A 19,632-nucleotide genomic window follows, 5' to 3' on the forward strand; every position below is an offset into this window, starting at 1 on the left:
CGGCTCAACGCAGCAACTGCGGCCGCAGCGCCGCGACCGACGCGAAGTAGGCGTCGAGCGCATCGGCCGAACACGCGCCCAGCGCGCCGAGGCGCTCGATCCAGTCGGCTTCCGGCGGCCAGCGCCCCTCGACCATCGGCGGATAGATGCGCCGTCCGTACGCATGCAGTGCCTTCGCGCCGATATTGCCGCTCACGCCCAGCAGGCGATGCAGTGCCGTGTGCGTGGCCTCGATCTCTTTCGCATACGCGGCATGGGCAATCCCGGCCACGAGCGCGCGCAGTTGCGCGACGCCGTCGAGAAAGGTCTGATCGAGCATATCGAGCCCGACCAGTTCATCGAGATGCCGTTCGTCGAGCAACTCGTGTTCGTCGGTCGCCAGCGCATCGTTCGTGGCGTTCGCCGGAGATCCGGCCGCCGTCGGCGCATGCACGCGCGCCAGGTGGGTCATCAGCGACGCGTACAGCGTGGCGGCCTGCACCGGCTTCACGAGCACGTCGTTCATGCCCACGGCGATGCATTCCCGCACCGCTTCCATGTCCGATTGCGACGTAAGCGCGACGATCGGTGTCGTCGCGTAGCGGTCGCCGCGCGCGCGGATCAACGCCGTCGCTTCCACGCCGCCCATGCCGGGCATGTTCATATCGATCACGATCGCGTCGATCGCCATATCCGATTGCAGGCAGGCCAGCACCGCCTGACCGTGGCCCGCTTCCAGCACGCGCGCGCCGCCGCGTTCGAGCACGGCCTTCGCGACCTGGCGGCTAAAGGCATCGTCGTCGGCGACGAGGATCGACTTGCCCAGCAGCCCGTCGAAGCCGCCGTACGCGCGCCGCCGTTTGCCGCTCGCGAACAGGGCTTCCAGCGCGACGATGAGTCCCATCGCGCCGCCCGATTTGCCGATCACGACGTCCATGCCGGCGCGGCGCGCGCGCACCTGCGCGACGTTGCCTTCCTCCACGGTGTAGCCCGCGATCGGCACACCCTGATTCGGATGCGCGTGGTTCGCGCGGATCTTTTCCGCGACCGCGTAGCCGTCGAGCACCGGCATGTTCACGTCGAGCAGCACGAGATCCGAAGGCTCCGACTCGCTGTCGCCCAGCATCGCCAGCGCCGTCTGGCCGTTGGTCGCCTCGCTCACCAGCGCGCCCAGACCGGCAAGCACGCGCCGTGTGCGGGTGCGATGATGGTCGTCGTCGTCGACGATGAGAATGCGCTTGCCCGCGAATACCGGCATCGCACGATCGAGAATCTCGCGCTCGTATTCGGCCACTTCCCGTTCGGGCACCGGCGGAAAGCGCAGCGTGAATTCCGTGAACTGCCCCGGCTCCGAGCGGCACTCGATACCGCCGCCGAACGCCTGCATCGCACGGCGGCAATACGCGAGGCCCAGTCCGGCCCCGCCCGACCCAACCGCCCCACCCGTGCCGCCCGTCTTGCCCGCGGTGCTGGTCGCGCCCATCGTGTGAAACGGGCTGAACACGTGCGGCAGAACCTCGGGCGGCACGCCCGCGCCGGTATCGCGCACGCTGACCGCGTGGCGCTCGATCGTCAGCGTGAGCGTGGCCGCCGGATGCGCGGCCATCTGATGCAACGCGTTCTTGATGAGATTGAACAGCGTGAAGAGATAGACGGTTTCATCGACGCGAAACGTGAAGTCCTCGCGCACGAGCAGGCGCACCTTGTTGCGCTCGGCGTCGTCGGCGAAACCGTACTCGTCGAGCGCCTTGCGCGTCGTGGCGGCCGCGCCAAGATAGGCGAAGCGCTCGGGACGAATCGCCTTCGCGCCCACTTCGTCGAGCATCATGGCAATCACGCGCAGACCGCGTTCGATCGACATCTTGCCCTGCGCCAGATGCCGGTTGAGCGAGGCCGCGTCCTGCGGCGAGATCATCGTCGCGCGATGCGCCTCGTGGGTGGCGGCCAGGGTTTCCTCGATGCTGTCGAGCACCTGTTTCAACTGGCTCAGCGGGTTGCGCATCTCGTGCACGATCGAGCCCGCGAGCGCCTGCAAGGCGCGATTCTTTTCGAAGAAGATGCGCCCTTTGCTGACGGCGTGGCTGAACGCCATGCTGCACAACACGACCACGGGCAGCAGCGCGAGGTTGGCTTGCGTGGCGGCCGTCAGCACGATCGGCGACGGCGAGGACAGCATCGCCGCCACCGAGCTAGTGGCCACACCGATGCCAAGACACGCGATCAGCAAAAGCGGATTGTCGATGCAGAGCGCGAGGATGAAGATCATCATCACCTCGGTCATCATCCACATCGTGGAGAAGCCGTTTCTGATCGTGAGGAAGGTGCAGACGAACGGTAAAACGTAGATCAGGCACGCGTGCCAGTAAATCAGCAGGTACCGGTTGAAGCGTCGCGGCCAGCGCGCCTGAAAGATCAACGGGATGCACACGAGCGCTGCGCTCAGGCGCAGGAACAGGTTGTCGTAGGGCTGGGGCAGCACCAAAGTCCACACGACGTAGTAGATGGGGTGACACAGGAGGCCGAGAATGCCTCCCCACCGGATCGCCAGACGGCTACGTTCCAGTATCTCCCCCATGCGCTCGCGCGACATCACTATCAAGCCTCCAAGGTACTTTTTTTCGGTCCTGCCGGTTCAGGATCGCGGTCGTGCGCCGCCGCCAGTTCGATCGGCGAACCATTCCTGCCGTGGAACGGTCTGGCCGAAAACCCGTATTGCCTCACAGGCCGTGCGCCCGGAAAACCGTCCAGACGGACGGACTGCCAATGCCGGATCGGATACGATCGATACCTGCCTGCCCTGCCGCATGCCCTTCAGCGAAGCCGCCGTGACAATGGCGTGACGAGAGCAGCCTGAACGGAAACCCGGCGTAGAGGCCGGGCCATGGGCAAAGCCCTCAATATATAGCGTCTTGCCGCGCGAAGCGAGTTCTGCGCGGACGCTCGCGAGAATGGCGCCGTCGAACTATGGCAACGGTGAGAACGGTGAGTAATGAGACGTCCTCCGACGTCGATCCCGACACCGTGCCTGAAAAAGCACTTAATTTTGTTTATGCGCATTGAGCGCAGAGAAACCCGTTCCCCTGCGATCCCGCACACCTAGACGTTGACCCGCGCCGACGCTTCCAGATGCATCTCGCCCTCGGCGATCATGCCCGCGGCGATCTCCAGCACTTCCGCCATCCGGCCAAGAATTTCGTCGTGCCACTCCATGCCGTCGTCAAGCAACGGCGGCTTCGCCAGATGCTCGATGAGCGAATTCGCGGTTTCGAGGAACGGCACCGCGCCGTGATAGCAGCGAACCGCGAGCATGGCCTCGTTCACGGCATCCTTCAGCGCACTCTCATACGCGGTGTGCCCCGCCGCAGCCGATTGCGCCGCGTCGTGAAGCGCATCGATACGAGACGGCGCATGCGCCTCCAGTTCCCGCGCCCGGTTTTGCAGGCTGGCGTATTGCGCGCGCAGTGCGCTTTCACTTTGGTCCGGAGTCGACGATTCTTCCATGGCTTGCAGATCAGTTATTCGATGGTGGCGCGCTATCTTACTGCGGAGTTCGTGCCGTCCGGTCGTTCTGTTTTGCCGACGCGTCGAGATCCGGTTGCGAGGTGACGGCAAAATCGGGCAGATCGCAGGCCGAATGTCTGAAAAAGCGGTTGCCGCGCGCGCAGCGCACGGCTAATCTTGTCGCGTTCTCACACGCTGCATCCGCGAGGCCGCGCCCAGAGTCAGCCTGCCGGATGATGCGGAGAATGGCTGCTCGCATTCTGTTGCGCCCGCAACGACATAGACCATGGAGACAGGGCAGCGTGCTTGCTCGCCACTCCTGCGTGGTAACCTCCTGGCGGCCGGCCATCGCCCTGTTCGCCGGCCAGGCAATCAGGAACGCATATGAACAAGCACGATCTCGAAGCCATGTCGGCCTTCCGTTACGACCTGCGCAGATTCCTGCGCGCCTCGGAAGAGATCGCCAACGCCGCCGGAATCACGACGCTGCAATATCAGTTGCTGCTGCACGTCTGCGGCTTCTCCGACCGCAAATGGGCGACCGTGGGCGAGCTTGCCGAGCGCCTGCAAGCGGCGCCCAACGGCACGGCGGCGCTCGTGTCGCGCTGCGAATCGGCGGGACTCGTGCTGCGCAAACCCGATCCCGCTGACCGTCGCCAGGTACAGGTCCACCTCACGCCCAAGGGCGAATCCTTCCTGCTCGAACTCGCGGCCCAGCACAAGGCGCTCTACGGCGCGTTCCACTGGGTCTTCGGCGAACACACCGGATAGCGCTTGCGCGGAATTTCACGGGTGCCAATACGGTTTATGTCACAATATGCCATAAACCGCATTTCCCTCCCGCATCCATGCGAATTCTGACCCTCATTGATCGTCGCGCGATTCTGCGCAACCAGCGGCGCTGGCTGTATTTCGGCATGTTCTGGCTTGGTGCGGTCGCGACGGGTCTCGTGGCGGTGCTCTATGCACGGCTCATCGACTTCGGCTTCGACCTGTTCCAGCGCATGACCGCGCACGCCGCGTGGCTGCCGCTCATCGTCACGCCGGCGGTCGCGGCGCTGGGCGTCTGGCTCACGCGCCGATGGTTTCCGGGTTCGGAAGGCAGCGGCATTCCACAGGTTATCGCCACGCTGCACGACGTGCGCACGCTCGGCCCGCGTCTGCTCACGCTGCGCATCCTCGTCGGCAAAATCGCCCTGTCGTTTCTGGCGATTCTCGGTGGTTTCACGATCGGCCGCGAGGGTCCGACGATCCATGTGGGCGCCGCCCTGATGTTCAGTTTGCGGCGCTTTTATCCGGCGCGCTTGCGCAGCATCTACGGCGTCGGCCTCGAACACAAGCTCGCGCTGGCGGGCGCGGCGGCAGGTCTTTCGGCTGCGTTCAACGCACCGCTTGCGGGCGTCGTGTTCGCCATCGAGGAACTCACGCGCAGCTTCGAGCAGCGCACGAGCGGCGTGCTGATTACAGCGATCATCTTCGCGGGCGTGGTGTCGCTCGCGCTGCAAGGCAATTACGTTTATTTCGGCACCATCGCCATCGACGGGCATTTTCCCGATCTGCTTTTCGCGGCGGTGCTGCTCGTCGGCGTGCTCACGGGGATTGCGGGCGGGATATTCTGCTGGCTGCTGCTCAATACCGCACGCTGGATGCCGGCGCGGCTGCTTTCGTTGCGCTCGCAACGGCCAGTTGCATTCGGCGCGGCGTGTGGACTTTTTATCGCCGTGATCGGCGTGGCCAGCGGCGGCCATCTGTTCGGCAGCGGTTACGCCGAGGCGCGCAACATGCTCGAAGGGCATTCGCAGCTCGGCGTGGCTTATCCGCTCTTCAAGATGGCGTCGATGGTCGGGTCGTATCTGCCGGGCACGCCGGGCGGTCTGTTCGCGCCGTCGCTGGCGATTGGCGCGGGCATCGGCAATGCCCTGCATATGGTGTTCGGGCAGATGCAGTTGCCGATGCTGATCGCGCTCGGCATGGTGGGCTATCTCGCCGCCGTCACGCAAAGCCCGATCACGGCCTTCGTCATCGTCATCGAAATGATCAATGGGCACGCCCTGGTGCTCTCGCTGATGGCCACCGCGCTGATTGCCAGTCAGGTGTCGAAGCTGTTCGCGCCGCCGCTTTATGAAGCGCTGGCGCAGCGCTATCTGCGCAATTGAAGACCGCGATGCGGTAATGCACCTTGAACGCGCGACGTTTGAGCGCCGTCTGGAACTGCCCGTAGCGGTCGTTGGCGAAGCGCACCGGGCGGCCGTCGAGCGCGGCAGCTCGACCTTGATGACGCTCGCACCGAATTCGGCGAGCATTTTCCCGGCGAACGGGCCCCGCGATCAGTTGCCAAAGTTCCAGAACGCGGATTCCCGAAAGGGGTCGTGACGTGATTGTCTCCAGGCTGGTTTTGACTCTGGACGTCATCATGGGCGCGATCGGGCGCTTTGATAATCGATGGCTGCTCAGCATGCGCTTGCGCGCCATAAAAACAAAAAAGGCCCGACGGGCCTTTTCGTTTCGACAGGATCGGCGCAATCACGCCGCAGCGGGATGCGCTGTGTGCCAATCGTCGATCAACTGACGCGCCTTATGCTCCACCATGCTCACGACCATCAGCACGTCGATCTTGAGCTTGGGAAACTCGAGTTCGACGGCAGGCAGCGTCACGTCGCGCACTTCGCCTTCGACGCCGTTGATATCCGCGCGGCACAGCCATTGCGTATCCGTCGCGTCCGCTTTCGTATCGACATTGATTTGAAAGCCTCGGTATTCGATTGCCATTTAGTTCTCCGTCACCTGACGAAACGTAAGCATCACTCGTTGCTGCATTGCAACGACCTCTGCAAATATAGCACTGCTCTGCACTACGTTCAGTCTAGTGGGCAAACGTAAATCCGGCGCGGCCGACGCCATCAGAATCCCGCAGCCAGACCATCGCGACGCGTATCGCTGGCCGCAACGTAACCACGCTCGGGGTCGTCGCGATCGAGTTTCCAGATGAACTGGCCGGAACCGAAATCCATATACGGATCGTCGATACCCTTGATTTCATGGCCTCGCGCTTCAAGCGCCTGCGCCGTTTGCGGATCGAAAGTCGATTCGATATCGAGCGTGAAATCGCGGTTTACCTTCCAGCGCGGCGCATCGCACGCGGCTTGCGGCTGCTGGCCATAGTCGAGCATGCGCACGACGCTCTGTAGATGACCTTGCGGCTGCATATCGCCGCCCATCACGCCAAAACTCATCACCGCCTCGTCGCGGCCATCGACCTGCTGCGTCAGGAAAGCCGGAATGATCGTATGGAACGGGCGCTTGCCGCCTTCAACCACATTCGGCGATGCCGGGTCCATCGAAAATCCGCAGCCACGGTTTTGCATGGCGATGCCCGTTCCCGGCACGACCACACCGGACCCGAAGCCCATATAGTTCGACTGGATGAAACTCACCATCATGCCGCGCTCATCGGCAGCCGAGAGGTAAATCGTGCCGCCGGATCGCGGCATGCCAAAGTCGAATGGCGTCGCGCGTTTCGGATCGATCAGCTTCGCGCGCGCCTTCAGATACGTGTCGTCGAGCATCTGCTCAGGCGTCACTTCCATCGATTTCGGATCGGAAACATAGCGATAAACGTCGGCAAACGCGAGCTTCATCGCTTCGATCTGGAGATGCTGCGATTCGATGCCGTCGCACGGCAACGAGGCCATGTCGAATTGCTCCAGGAGGCCGAGCGCGATGAGCGCGGCGATGCCCTGCCCGTTCGGCGGGATTTCGTGCACGCGATAGCCGCGATAGGCCTTTGAAATCGGCTCGACCCACTCTGCGCGATAGTTGCGCAGGTCGTCGAGCGTGAGCGCCGCGCCGCCTTCACGGGCAAACGCCGCGATACGCTCCGCGATCTCGCCTTCGTAATAGGCGCGCGGCCCGAGTTCCGCGAGCCGCCGCAAGGTCGCCGCATGGCCCGGCAGACGGACGTGTTCGCTCACCTCCGGCGCGCGGCCGCGCGGCATGAACGTCCCGGCAAAACCGGGCTGATCGTGCAGTTCGGGGATAGCGGCCTGCCACTTGCGCGCGACGATGCTGGCCACCGCATACCCACGCTCGGCAATCTCGATCGCGGGGGCCATCAGATCCGCGAACGGCAGCGAGCCGAACTTCGCGTGCAGCGCTTCCCAACCGGCGATCACGCCCGGCACCGTGACCGTGTCCCAGCCGCGTTTGGGCTGTCTGGCCAGGCCGTTTTCTTCGCCGTGCTTGCGGCGGAAATAGTCGAGGTTCCAGGCCGCAGGCGCGCAGCCCGATGCGTTCAAGCCGTGCAGGCGCTCGCCATCCCAGACCAGTGCGAAGGCATCGCCGCCCAGACCGCATGAGACCGGTTCGACCACCGTGATGGCCGCCGCCGCCGCGATTGCGGCATCGACGGCATTGCCGCCCTTCCAGAGCATGCGCAGGCCCGCCTGGGCGGCCAGCGGATGCGAAGTCGAGACGACGTTGCGCGCGAACACCGGCAAACGCGGTGTCGGATAGGGGTTGTGCCAGTTAAAGCGTGTCATGACGGTATCGATGAATGGTCGGAACACGGCGCCGCGCGAGGTAAGCACGAAATAGCCGCCAGGCAGGCGCGTCGGTCAGGTCAACATAGCGATTATCTTGAAGGCCGACGCAAAAAAACATTAATATTTTGTTTTCGATACTTAAATTTTTCTCCCATGCTCTCCCTGCGAATGCTGCGCACCTTGCGGGCCGTCGCGCGTAGCGGCTCGTTTGCCCTCGCGGCGCAAAACACTGCGCTCACGCAGGCGGCCGTCAGCCTGCAGATGCGCGGACTCGAAGAAGCGCTGGAACGCCAGTTGTTCGATCGCCGTGCGCGTCAGGTGGCGTTCACGCGTGAAGGAGAGGAAATCTGCGCGAAGGTCGAGCGCATTCTCGAACTGATCGACGAACTGCCGGCCAGCGCCGACGACACCTTGCAAGGCTCGGTCATCATCGGCGCGGTGGTGTCCGTGATCGGCGCGCTATCGCTGGCCGTCGCGCACCTCAAGACCGGCCATCCCGAACTGGAAGTGCGTCTGACCTCCGCCCGCTCCGCCGAACTCGCCGAGATGGTGCAGACGGGCGAAGTCGATGTCGCCGTGGTGGTCGGCAATGCGGACGGCGCGCTGCACGAATCGCTCGCGTGGACGCCGCTCTACGAAGAGCCGCTCATGCTCGTAACGAGCCGCGCGACGAAAGGCAACGACGCGCGGCGCATCCTGCGCGAGCGCAACTTCCTGCGCTTCGATCGGCGCGTGCCCACCGGCGCCGTGATCGATGAGGCGCTGCGTATGCTCGGCATCAAGCCGCAGGAATATCTCGAACTCAACTCGATCGAAACGATCGTCTCGCTCGTGCGCAACGACGTCGGCGTGAGCGTGCTGCCCGTGCTTCACAACGGAAATTGGCGCGACGATCCGAATCTGAAGCTCGTCGAATTAAATCGGCCACCGTTTCTGCGAACGGTCGGCATGATTCATCGTAAGTCGAACCGGCGCACGGTCCTCTTCAATACGCTTGCACAGATGCTGCGCGAATGATGCGCGCACGCACTCGCACAAAGGCCGCGGGCATTCGCGTGCTGACGCCAGTCTCTGCGCGAACGGCGTCACGGGACGCTCCGACTCTGCTCGCTGTTTCCGGACATCCGCTTCAATCCGTTGCGCCACGTCGTGAGCCTGCGCGCCGTATCAGGACGAGGGTGAGCAGCGCCATGATCGGCGGCATGCACAGCCCAAAATGAAGCTGTGGGAAGAACAAGCCAAGCGGCGCGAGCCAGACAGCCACAAGCACGGGCACTTCATACTTGAGCCAGCCGTGTTGCTGTCCATCGACGATCAGGAATGCGATCGGTAACGCCAGCCAGACGAGATCGTAGCCAAGCAGGTAGGGCTGACACACCAACGTGGCCAGCGCCACAGCGGCCGAACGCAACGCCGCCCGGGATCTCGACGCAAAAAGAAACACGGCGAGCGCCAGCGATGGCACTCCCATGATCGCGTGGACAAGATATGCAGCAGATGGGCTCAGGCCAACGCTTCTGGCGAACCCAAACCAGGTCGGCAAGCCACCGGGCCAGTTTGCGTTGACTACCAGTTTCCGGAACGCCGGCAGGACGGAGAGAAATGTGCCGAAGATACCGAAGCCAAACACAACGCCCGCGACTGCACAGAAGATCGAGACAGTGATCAGCGCCACGGAGAATACGCGCCATCGACGCCCGACCAGAAGGACGACTGGAAAGACAATACCCAGTTGAGGCTTTATGGCCAGTAGCCCGATGCACACACCCGCCAACGTGGGCCTCCGGTCGAGCAGGACGAAAGCGAGTGCGGCCAACCCCATGGTGAACAGCGAATTTTGGCCTGCCATCAAGTCGATCCACAGCGCCGGAAATGCGAGCACTGGCAGCCACCAGGCCAAAGAAGACGGCCTGAGGATGCGGCCCAATGCAAAGCCCGAAAACGCCACGCCGATGGCCGTCCAGATCGCATAGGAAAGCGGAAAAGGAAAAAGCGCCAGCCAGAGCACGACGACGAGGAATGTCGGCGGGTAGATCCATGGCGTGGGAAAGGGTCTGTGCAGTACGAAGTGCTGCAGCACGCTCACGACAGGTTCGGTCAGCCTCGCGTCATAAGCATTGGCGGCGGGGCCCTCGATGGCTAGACGCGATGCAACCCAGAAGACGGCATGGTCCCAGCCAAGCGCGACGAAGTCCGGAAGGTTGAGCACGTAGGCGCCCACAAACCGCAGCGCCAGATAGCCCAATTCGACGATCAATACGCATGAGCTATAGAAGGCGACTCGCTGTTTGGTCAACCAGCAAGGCACGCTTCGAATACCGGTTGTTGTAGTGTCCACCGCCAGCCCCCCCGCTTGTTCGAATATTATTTTTTGGCTATCCAGTAGCGACCAATAAAGCATGTCCCGCTATTACAGGAATGAGTTGCTCCGGCCGTGTTCTCTCCACATGATCTTGAGAGAAGACGCAAAATCCAAGGCGAGCGGCGCATGGCCTGGGCAACCAATAAAGCCAATTACCTATCTTACACGGTGTCAACACATGTCAAGTCTCGCGATCCGCTGCATGGGCAGGCGTTGCTAACCGATCGCTTACCCTGAAACAGCGCACATACCAGCGTCTCGACTATCAATGTCGATGGCCAAGTTTAGGCGATCATTTCCGCGCATGACGATTCTGCGTCGTGTAAGGCACATGCCGGAACTTGCCTGCGAACCTCGAAACTTACTTTTGCACTGCCGTCGCAAAGCGTGTGAGCACAAAATCTCTAAAGCGATCCACCGCGGGATTGTGTTGATCGTCGTTCCAGACGAGATCGATTTCGGCCCAGGCATCGGCGGTCCAAGCAAGCGAAAGCCCGATCTGAGCGGCGCAATTATCGGCCGCTAGCAGCAAAGCCACGTGAGAATCGAGAAATGCGACCTGCATGCTGTCGTGCTCACGGGTAATCCCCTATTTCGCATAAGTTGTCTATACAACATGATCCAAGAATCTCGGCGCTTGTCTGCACGGGCGCCATGTCCCTTTTTATCTCTCGGAGCAGCTCGTGGCCATTCCTGAATCCCTTGTCAAGCTTGAGCCGGAAGGCCGCAAGCTGCTGGAATCCCGCTCGATCGACTATATTCCCGATGCGGAACGCCACGGCAGCCTCTTCAGCCAGTTCACGCTCTGGCTCTCCGCGAATCTGCAGGTCACCGCGATCATCACCGGCGCGCTCGCCGTTGTCCTCGGCGGCGACGTGTTCTGGTCGCTCATCGCGCTATTGATTGGACAACTTATTGGCGGCGCGGTCATGGCGCTGCACGGTGCGCAAGGCCCGCAACTCGGCCTGCCGCAGATGATCTCCAGCCGCGTGCAGTTCGGGGTCTATGGCGCCGCCATTCCCATCGCGCTCGTCTGCCTCATGTACGTGGGTTTTTCGGCAAGCGGCACGGTGCTCGCGGGCCAGGCGACAGCACAATTGCTGTCGATTTCCGATACGACCGGCATCTGTCTGTTCGCCGTGCTGATCGTTGTTCTGACGATTCTCGGCTATCGCTCGATTCACTTTGTGGGCCGCATCGCCAGCGTGGTCGGCGTGCTGGCGTTCTGCTACATGTTTGCGCAACTGTTCGCGCATCACGATATCGGCGCGCTGCTCGCCAACCGGCACTTCACGACGCCGAGTTTCCTGCTCTCCATGTCGCTCTCGGCGTCGTGGCAGATCGCATTTGGTCCCTATGTCGCCGATTACTCGCGCTATCTGCCGCGCTCGACCTCGCCCGCCAAAACGTTTCTCGCGGTGGGACTCGGCTCGGTGATTGGCGCGCAGGCGGCGATGGTGTTCGGCGTGTTCGCCGCCGCGCTCGCCGGGCATGAATTCGCCCATCACGAAGTGGCTTATATCGTCGGCCTGGGCGCGAGCGGCGCGGTAGCGGCCATGCTTTACTTCAGCATCGCCTTCGGCAAGCTTACCGTCACCACGCTCAATGCTTACGGCAGCTTCATGTCGATGGCCACGGTCGTCAGCGCGTTTCGTGCGAAGCGCGCGATCTCCACGCAGCACCGCTTCATCTACATCATCGGCATGGTGGGACTGTCGACGCTCGTCGCACTTGCCGGGCGTCATTCCTTCCTTAAGGAATTCACGGCATTCATCCTGTTTTTACTGGCGTTTTTCACGCCGTGGAGCGCGATCAATCTCGTCGATTACTACTGCTTCACGCAATCGCGCTATGACGTGCCCGCGCTTTCCGATCCCAATGGCCGTTATGGCCGCTGGAACGGGAAAGCAATCGGCATCTACGTGCTTGGCGTGCTCGTGCAGATGCCGTTCATTTCCACGAGTTTTTATACGGGCCCCTTTGTCGATGCTTTGGGCGGCACCGATATCTCGTGGATTCTCGGCCTCATCGTCCCCGGCGTGATCTACTACGTCACGATGCGCCGCGCGCCGCAAACCATGCCGGATCACCTGATTCTGCCCGTCGAGCACGATTGACGCTCCGGCGCCCTCAGGCACCCTCAGGCGCCCTTCCTTCCGTTCCCTCTTGCTGTCCAACCGCGCGGGTCTAACGATCCGCGCGCTCATTCTTTTCTTTCCAATCAATAGTTGTACTGATAATGAAAAAGACTGTCACCCTGAGTACCGCCGCCCTCGCTCTTTTGACGCAAACCGCTCATGCTCAAGACGGCGTCACGTTCTACGGTCTGATTGACGAGTTCGCGCAATACGTCAACACCGGCAACGGCTACACCGCCGCGCTCGGCTCCAGCGGCCAATGGGGCAGCCGCTTCGGCCTGAAGGGCAAGGAAGATCTGGGCAGCGGCCAGACGCTCTCGTTCGTGCTGGAGAACGGCTTCAATCCAACCGACGGGACGCTCGCCACAAGTGGTTCCCTGTTCGACCGCCAGGCCTGGGTTGGCCTTTCGGGCAACTGGGGCGAAGTCCGCGTCGGCCGGCAGAATTCTCCGCTGTTCAACGACCAGGGGACTCAGGATGCGTTCGGCGGCGTCACCCAGGCCTCGGGCATGGACAACCTCACGGTGTTCTCCTTCCGTACCAGCAACACCGTGTCCTATGTGACGCCCGAGTTCGCCGGCTTGCAGGCCGGCGTGTATCTGGGCTTCGGCAATGCAGGCGGATTGCGCGCGGCTGGCTCTAGCCAGCAATTCGACGTGACCTACGAACACGGCCCATTTAACGCGTTCGTGGCCGGCCAATGGCTCAAGGACAGCGATGGCAGCGCGACCAATCGCACGATCATGGCCGGCGTTTCGTATGCGATCGGCCGTGCGACGCTGTTTGGCGGCTACTCGGACATGAAGTGGCCCGATCTCGCGCTCAACGCCTATACAACGGGGCTGTCGGCCAAATATCAATTCAACGCGACCAACACGCTCGCGTTCGGCTACGCCATGCTGCGCGACCGTACTTCGCAAGGCAACAACGCCGACCAGTTGGGTCTGATGTACGAATACGATCTCTCCAAAACGACGAATCTTTACGGCGCGCTGTCCTTCCTGCGCAACCGCAACGAGGCGGCCTACACGCTCGCAGGCGCCGCCAATGCAGGCCTGCCGCTCGCTTATCCGGGCGCCAACGCGCGCGGCGTGCAGATCGGCATCGTCCATCGCTTCTAACGAAAAAGGCTCTGGATGTTTAATCCAGAGCCTTTTGATTCGGATTGCTTATAACTTCAATACTCAGGATGACGCAGCGTTGAGCGCACGAATCGCATCCAGCGCGCCGCCCACCATCTTGCGCAACACCGGCTCAACACGGTCGGCCAGCGCCGGCACATAGTCAAAAGGCGCATGTTCGTCCATATAGGTCGACTGGCACATTTCGAGCTGAATGGCGTGCACGCCGTCTTGCGGCGCGCCAAAATGGCGCGTGATATAGCCGCCCTTGAAACGCCCGTTCGCTACCCACGTGTAGGTGCTGTCGGCTGCTGCCTGCTCGGCCTGGGCTTGCACCGATGCATGTGTCGTGCGCCCCTCTTGCGTGCCGAGATTCAGATCAGGCAGTTTGTCGTCGAACAGTCGCGGCAGCACGCTTGCAATCGAATGCGCTTCCCATAACAGCACATTGGCGTGGCGGCTGCGCAGACGTTGCAACTCCGCGTGCAGCGTCTGGTGGTACGGCTGCCAATACGTTTCGACTCGGCGCTGACGCTCCGCCGCGTCGGGCGCACAGCCTTCGCGATAGATCGGCTCACCGCGAAACGTTTCCGTCGGGCACAGCGAGGTGGTCGTCTGGCCAGGATAGAGGCTTTCGTCGTTGGGTGGCCGGTTCAGGTCGATCACGTAGCGCGAAACACGCGCGCCCAGAATCGTCGCGCCCAGCGACTTTGCAAAGGCATAGAGGCGATCGAGATGCCAGTCGGTATCGGCGACCGTCAGTGCGACATCGGTGTACTGGCCGCGCAACGCCTCGGGAATTCCCGTGCCGAGGTGCGGAATCGAAACGAGCAGCGGCGCATCGCCGCGCTCGAGGGTGTAGAGATCAGTCATGAGTCGGTCCGTTCGTTGTTGTTCGCCCGGTCGTGCGCGCGATTTCAGCCAGCCGCCAGCAAACGCGTCAACGCCGCGCGATAGTCCGCGTACAAACGCGTTTCGTCGCGATGGCGGCGGCCTTCCACGACCTTTTCCCCGCCCGTGTAGACGTCGAGCACCGGCGTTTCGCCGTGCTCGCAAAACACAACCGAGGAAAGCCAGCTTTGCGGCGTCTTTTCCGCAAGATCGGGATGCTGCGGATCGAGCACGATCCAGTCGGCTCGCGCGCCGGCTTCGAGCGCACCTACGTTGCGCCCGGTCGCCCTTGCGCCGCCCGCCAGCGCAGCGCCGAACAAGCAGTCGGCCACGCTCGCCTGCTGCGGCGCGGCCAGCACGTTGCGCTCGCGGCGCACGAGACGCTGGCCATATTCGAGCAGGCGCAATTCCGCACGCCAGTCCACGCCGATATGACTGTCCGAACCTACGCCAAATGCGCCACTGGCCGCGAGATAGTCATGCGCCGGGAAAATGCCATCGCCAAGATTCGCCTCGGTGGTGAGGCACAGGCCTGCCACCGCGCCGCTGCGCGCAAGCGCCTGGGTTTCCTGATCATCGACGTGCGTGGCATGGACAAGGCACCAGCGCGCATCCACGTCGAAACGATCGAGCAGCCACTGCACCGGGCGCGCGCCTTCGGTCTCGATACACGCCTCGACTTCGGCGGTCTGTTCGGCGATATGGATGTGCACGGGCGCACCCGGCGACATCGCGTCGAGCCCGCCGAACAGCGATCGCAGCGACGCTTCCGACACCGCGCGCAGCGAATGCGGCGCCACGCCATAACGCAATGCGCCATGCTCGGGCCGCGCGCCGCGCAGCGACGCCACGATGCCCAGCAATTGCTCGGGCGTGTTGATGAAGCGGCGCTGGTCGTCACGCGGCGCGCGCGCGCCGAAGCCGCTGTACTGATAGAGCACGGGCAGCATCGTCATGCCGACCCCCGTTTCGCTCGCGGCATCGACCACGCGTTGCGCGAGTTCCGCCGCATTGGCGTAACGCTGTCCGTCGTGCGCGTGATGCACGTAATGGAATTCGCAGACCGAGGTATACCCCGCCTTCAGCATTTCCACATAGAGCCAGCGCGCGACGGCGCCCAGATCGTCGGGCGTGATGCGCGCGGCGAAGCGGTACATCAGGTCGCGCCAGCTCCAGAAGCTGTCGGTGGGATTGGCACGATACTCTGTCAGGCCCGCCATCGCACGCTGGAAGGCATGGGAATGAAGGTTAGGCATACCAGGCAATACCGGACCCGACGCGTGTGCCACGCCAGCAGGCGCGGCTTCAAGGTCGGACTGCACGCGCAGCAGCGTGCCCGCGCTGTCCCATTCGAGCAGCACATTGCGCCGCCAGCCTTGCGGCAACCAGGCCTGCGCCGCGAACAGCGCGCGGGAAGAAGCATTCATGTTCGTGACGTGATTCATGCGATCAAGGGGCGAGGGGGCGATCGAAGACGGTCTTGCCGCCGCGCACGACGCGCGTGCACAACGGGCGGCCTATCCAGTAGGCGAGTTCGGCAAGCGACTGCACCTGCCACACCGCGAAATCGGCGGGACGGCCCACGGCCAGCGTACCGTGGCGCTCCGGGTCGCCGAATGCTCGCGCCGCGTGCTGCGTCACGCCTTGCAGCACTTCGGGCACGGTCATGCGGAACAGCGTGGTCGCCATGTTCAACATGAGCAGGAGCGACGTGGCCGGCGACGTGCCCGGATTGCTGTCCGTCGAAATCGCAATCGGCACTTCGTAGTGGCGCAGCAGATCGAGCGGCGGCAACTGCGTCTCGCGGATAAAGTAATACGCGCCTGGCAGCAGCACGGCGACGCTGCCGGCCTCTTTCATCGCGGCCACACCAGCTTCGTCGAGAAATTCGAGGTGGTCCGACGACAGCGCGCCGTAGCGCGCAGCCAGCGCCGCGCCGCCGCTATTCGAGAGCTGCTCGGCGTGCATCTTGACCGGCAGATTACGGCGCGCGGCGGCCTCGAATACTCGCTCGCTCTGCGCAAGCGTGAAGCCGATGCGCTCGCAGAACACGTCGACCGCATCCACGAGGCCTTCATCCGCCAGCGCGGGCAGCATTCGCTCGCACACTTCGTCGACATAAGCATCGGCGCGGCCCGCGTACTCCGGCGGCAGGGCGTGCGCGCCGAGAAAGGTCGTACGCACCGTGACCGGATAGCGTTCGCCCAGTTGCCGCGCGACGCGCAGCATCTTGCGCTCCGCTTCGAGTTCGAGGCCGTAACCCGATTTGATCTCCACGGCGGTCACGCCTTCCGCGAGCAACGGTTCGAGACGCGCCGCCGACTGCGCGAACAGCGACGCCTCGCTAGCCGCGCGCGTCGCACGCACGGTCGAGACGATGCCGCCGCCGTTGCGCGCGATCTCTTCATAACTCACACCTGCGAGGCGTTGCGCGAATTCGTCCGCGCGCTGGCCGCCGTACACGAGATGCGTATGGCAATCGACGAGACCGGGCGTCACCCACGCGCCCTGCAGATCCTCACGCGGCCATTGCGCGAATTGCGGCGGCAGCGCCGCTGCCGCGCCCATCCACGCGATCGTGCCGTTTTCGACGGCGATCGCCGCGTTGTCGATGATGTCGCGCGGGTCGCCCTGCGCGCACAGATTCAGGTGATGCCAGACTGTCTGGTTCATGGCTTGATGGACTCCAGTGCGATCGCGAGCAACGCGCCATCGCCTTGCGTCTCGATTCGCACGCTGCGTGCCTTGTCCGTAGTATCGATGCGCAACGTGTCGCCGGTCGCCAGCGCGACAGGCTCGCCGCCGTTCACGCGCACATTCGCCGTGCCGCTCGCGCAATAGAGCAGCGCCGTTTCCCCTTGCACGTCACGCGACGTCGATTCACGCCAGATTTCGAACGTTGCACGCGCAACATCACGGCGCACCATCAGATTGAAGTCGCGCGTAGGGCCGTCGATGAGGCGCGCTGAAATCGGCGCCTCGCCGTCGAAATGCACTACGTCAAGCGGCTTTGCGAGCGTGTGCGCGCGCGCAGCGGCGCCCGTCTGGTCGAGCACCATACCCGCGCCGTCGAGCAGCACGAGCGTGCGCGCCACGCCCTCGAAGCGCGAAAACGGCCCGGCCTGCGCGACGTCGGCGACGCTCACGCGCCACGCGAACGCCTCGGGCGAGCCGCCCAGCGCGATCTCGCGCGTGATGCCGCCGCCGTTTTTCCACGGCGACGCCACCAGGTCCGCGCCGCGCAGCAGCGTGAGCCGCGCAGCGCCTTCGACGTGCTGTGCGGGCGTGTGGCTCATCGGCCCAGCATCGGCAGCTTGAGGCCCGCTTCACGTGCGGTCTGCTGCGCGAGTTCGTAGCCGGCATCCGCGTGACGCATCACGCCCGTGGCCGGATCGTTGTGCAACACGCGGCCCAGACGCTCATGTGCGGCCTGCGTGCCATCGGCGACGATCACGACGCCCGAGTGCTGCGAGAAGCCCATGCCGACGCCGCCGCCGTGGTGCAGCGAGACCCACGATGCGCCGCCTGCCGTGTTGAGCAGCGCGTTGAGCAGCGGCCAGTCGCTCACGGCGTCCGAGCCGTCCTTCATCGATTCGGTTTCGCGGTTCGGGCTGGCGACCGAGCCGGTGTCCAGGTGATCGCGGCCAATCACGATCGGCGCTTTCAGTTCGCCGTTCTTGACCATTTCGTTGAACGCCTGACCAAGACGATAGCGATCCTTCACGCCAACCCAGCAGATACGCGCCGGCAGACCCTGGAACGCGATGCGTTCGCGCGCCATGTCGAGCCAGTTGTGCAGGTGCGGATCGTCCGGAATCAGTTCCTTGACCTTCGCATCGGTCTTGTAGATATCCTCAGGATCGCCCGACAGCGCGACCCAGCGGAACGGCCCCTTGCCCTCGCAGAACAGCGGACGGATATACGCCGGCACGAAGCCCGGGAAATCGAAGGCGTTTTCGACGCCCATTTCCAGCGCCATCTGGCGGATGTTGTTGCCGTAGTCGAGCGTGGCCGCGCCGCGCTCCTGCAGCGTGAGCATCGCCTTGACCTGGTTGGCCATCGATTGCTTCGCCACCTTGACGATGGTTTCGGGCGCAACCTTTTGCGCCTCGCGCCATTGCTCGACGCTCCAGCCTTGCGGCAGGTAACCATTGATCGGATCGTGCGCGCTGGTCTGGTCGGTCACGCAGTCAGGCGTCACGCCGCGCGTCACGAATTCAGCGAACACGTCCGCCGCATTGCCCAGCAGACCCACCGAAACCGGCTTGCCGGTTTGCTTCGCTTCTTCGACGATGGCGAGCGCTTCGTCGATCGTCTTCGCCTTACGGTCCACGTAGCGCGTCTTGAGGCGGAAGTCGATGCGCGTCTCGTCGCATTCGACGGCGATCATCGAGAAGCCTGCCATCGTTGCTGCCAGCGGCTGCGCGCCGCCCATGCCGCCGAGGCCGCCCGTGAGAATCCAGCGGCCCTTCGGGTCGCCGTTGAAATGCTGGTTGGCCACCGAGAAGAACGTTTCGTAGGTGCCCTGAACAATGCCCTGCGAGCCGATATAGATCCAGCTGCCCGCCGTCATCTGGCCGTACATCATGAGGCCCTTGCGGTCGAGTTCGTGGAAATGCTCCCACGTGGCCCAGTGCGGCACGAGGTTGGAGTTCGCGAGCAGCACGCGCGGCGCATCCGCATGCGTGCGGAACACGCCTACCGGCTTGCCCGACTGGATCAGCAGCGTCTCGTCCTCATCCAGATCCTTGAGCGATGCGAGGATCTGGTCGAAGCATTCCCAGTTGCGCGCGGCGCGCCCGATGCCGCCATAGACGACCAGTGCGTGCGGATGCTCGGCCACTTCCGGGTCCAGATTATTCTGGATCATGCGGTAGGCGGCTTCGGCCAGCCAGGTCTTGCAGACCTTCTCGCTGCCGCGCGGTGCGCGGATCGTGCGGGACGGGTCGAGGCGGGGATCGGTGAAGTTGGGATGGTTCATGGCGTTCGTCTCGGGATGGAAGTTCTGGCGCGACCGGGCTGCTTTGGTGTCGCGGCAACGTGAGAGCTAGTCTATCGCCGTTAAGTTGTATATACAACTCGTTTTCAAAAAACGAACG

Annotated in this window: 16 protein-coding genes and 2 pseudogenes; 5 read left to right on the forward strand and 13 right to left on the reverse strand. The window is 63.3% G+C overall.

Annotated features, from left to right (window positions below; all coding sequences use genetic code 11):
- Nucleotides 1–4: 4 nt before the first annotated feature.
- The 3 genes and pseudogenes from B0G62_RS12515 to B0G62_RS12520 all read right to left on the reverse strand — a co-directional run bounded on the left by B0G62_RS12515 (nt 5) and on the right by B0G62_RS12520 (nt 3,480).
- Nucleotides 5–2,575, reverse strand: a complete 2,571-nt coding sequence (locus B0G62_RS12515; RefSeq protein ID WP_103704709.1) for a response regulator — start codon at nt 2,573–2,575, stop codon at nt 5–7.
- A pseudogene (locus B0G62_RS32135) lies at nt 2,575–2,923 on the reverse strand (hypothetical protein); the annotation flags it as partial. The pseudogene B0G62_RS32135 and the gene B0G62_RS12515, both read right to left, overlap by 1 nt.
- 152 nt (nt 2,924–3,075) lie before the next feature.
- On the reverse strand, nt 3,076–3,480 hold the full coding sequence (locus tag B0G62_RS12520) for a hypothetical protein (RefSeq protein WP_103704510.1): 405 nt from the start codon (nt 3,478–3,480) through the stop codon (nt 3,076–3,078).
- A 384-nt stretch (nt 3,481–3,864) separates the two neighbouring features.
- On the opposite strand from B0G62_RS12520, the gene B0G62_RS12525 reads away from it, so the two are divergent.
- Both B0G62_RS12525 and B0G62_RS12530 read left to right on the forward strand, forming a co-directional pair.
- On the forward strand, nt 3,865–4,251 hold the full coding sequence (locus tag B0G62_RS12525; RefSeq protein ID WP_103704511.1) for a MarR family winged helix-turn-helix transcriptional regulator: 387 nt from the start codon (nt 3,865–3,867) through the stop codon (nt 4,249–4,251).
- 77 nt (nt 4,252–4,328) lie between these two features.
- Nucleotides 4,329–5,636 carry a chloride channel protein gene (locus B0G62_RS12530; RefSeq protein ID WP_103704512.1) on the forward strand — a complete coding sequence of 436 codons (1,308 nt, stop codon included), beginning with the start codon at nt 4,329–4,331 and terminating at the stop codon, nt 5,634–5,636.
- Nucleotides 5,637–5,723: 87 nt separating this feature from the next.
- Here the strand turns inward: B0G62_RS12530 and B0G62_RS32695 are convergent.
- The 3 genes and pseudogenes from B0G62_RS32695 to B0G62_RS12545 all read right to left on the reverse strand — a co-directional run.
- Nucleotides 5,724–5,783: pseudogene (locus B0G62_RS32695) on the reverse strand (hypothetical protein); the annotation flags it as partial.
- Nucleotides 5,784–6,003: 220 nt separating this feature from the next.
- Entirely contained in the window at nt 6,004–6,249 is a 246-nt protein-coding gene (locus tag B0G62_RS12540; RefSeq protein ID WP_103704513.1) for a hypothetical protein, read from the reverse strand.
- Nucleotides 6,250–6,380: 131 nt separating this feature from the next.
- Nucleotides 6,381–8,018: a gamma-glutamyltransferase family protein gene (locus tag B0G62_RS12545; protein ID WP_103704514.1), complete on the reverse strand. Its 1,638-nt coding sequence runs from the start codon at nt 8,016–8,018 to the stop codon at nt 6,381–6,383.
- A 156-nt stretch (nt 8,019–8,174) separates the two neighbouring features.
- Between B0G62_RS12545 and B0G62_RS12550 the strand changes: the two genes are divergently transcribed.
- Entirely contained in the window at nt 8,175–9,038 is an 864-nt protein-coding gene (locus B0G62_RS12550; protein ID WP_103704515.1) for a LysR substrate-binding domain-containing protein, read from the forward strand.
- A gap of 112 nt (nt 9,039–9,150) precedes the next feature.
- On the opposite strand, the gene B0G62_RS12555 is transcribed toward B0G62_RS12550, so the two are convergent.
- Together B0G62_RS12555 and B0G62_RS12560 are read right to left on the reverse strand one after the other, a co-directional pair.
- On the reverse strand, nt 9,151–10,422 hold the full coding sequence (locus B0G62_RS12555; RefSeq protein WP_103704516.1) for a glycosyltransferase family 87 protein: 1,272 nt from the start codon (nt 10,420–10,422) through the stop codon (nt 9,151–9,153).
- Nucleotides 10,423–10,744: 322 nt separating this feature from the next.
- On the reverse strand, nt 10,745–10,948 hold the full coding sequence (locus B0G62_RS12560) for a hypothetical protein (RefSeq protein WP_103704517.1): 204 nt from the start codon (nt 10,946–10,948) through the stop codon (nt 10,745–10,747).
- Nucleotides 10,949–11,114: 166 nt separating this feature from the next.
- On the opposite strand from B0G62_RS12560, the gene B0G62_RS12565 reads away from it, so the two are divergent.
- On the forward strand, nt 11,115–12,500 hold the full coding sequence (locus B0G62_RS12565; RefSeq protein ID WP_103704710.1) for a purine-cytosine permease family protein: 1,386 nt from the start codon (nt 11,115–11,117) through the stop codon (nt 12,498–12,500).
- Nucleotides 12,501–12,622: 122 nt separating this feature from the next.
- On the forward strand, nt 12,623–13,642 hold the full coding sequence (locus B0G62_RS12570; protein ID WP_103704518.1) for a porin: 1,020 nt from the start codon (nt 12,623–12,625) through the stop codon (nt 13,640–13,642).
- 63 nt (nt 13,643–13,705) lie between these two features.
- Here B0G62_RS12570 and hutG read toward each other — a convergent pair whose 3' ends face one another.
- From hutG to hutU, 5 genes are read right to left on the reverse strand one after another with little or no spacing between them, the layout of a single operon-like run.
- Entirely contained in the window at nt 13,706–14,515 is an 810-nt protein-coding gene (hutG, locus tag B0G62_RS12575; RefSeq protein ID WP_103704519.1) for an N-formylglutamate deformylase, read from the reverse strand.
- 44 nt (nt 14,516–14,559) lie between these two features.
- Complete coding sequence (locus B0G62_RS12580; protein WP_103704711.1) at nt 14,560–15,960, reverse strand: formimidoylglutamate deiminase; 1,401 nt, start codon at nt 15,958–15,960, stop codon at nt 14,560–14,562.
- 22 nt (nt 15,961–15,982) lie between these two features.
- Nucleotides 15,983–17,206 (reverse strand): imidazolonepropionase, encoded by a 1,224-nt coding sequence (gene hutI / locus B0G62_RS12585; RefSeq protein ID WP_103704520.1) that lies wholly within the window; start codon nt 17,204–17,206, stop codon nt 15,983–15,985.
- Nucleotides 17,203–17,829, reverse strand: a complete 627-nt coding sequence (locus B0G62_RS12590) for a HutD/Ves family protein (protein WP_103704521.1) — start codon at nt 17,827–17,829, stop codon at nt 17,203–17,205. The genes hutI and B0G62_RS12590 overlap by 4 nt, the downstream gene beginning before the upstream one ends.
- Nucleotides 17,826–19,514: a urocanate hydratase gene (gene hutU, locus B0G62_RS12595; RefSeq protein ID WP_103704522.1), complete on the reverse strand. Its 1,689-nt coding sequence runs from the start codon at nt 19,512–19,514 to the stop codon at nt 17,826–17,828. Before hutU ends, B0G62_RS12590 begins: the two co-directional genes overlap by 4 nt.
- Between the last annotated feature and the right edge of the window lie 118 nt (nt 19,515–19,632).

Source organism: Paraburkholderia eburnea (genome assembly GCF_002917095.1).
GTDB classification, from domain to species: domain Bacteria; phylum Pseudomonadota; class Gammaproteobacteria; order Burkholderiales; family Burkholderiaceae; genus Paraburkholderia; species Paraburkholderia eburnea.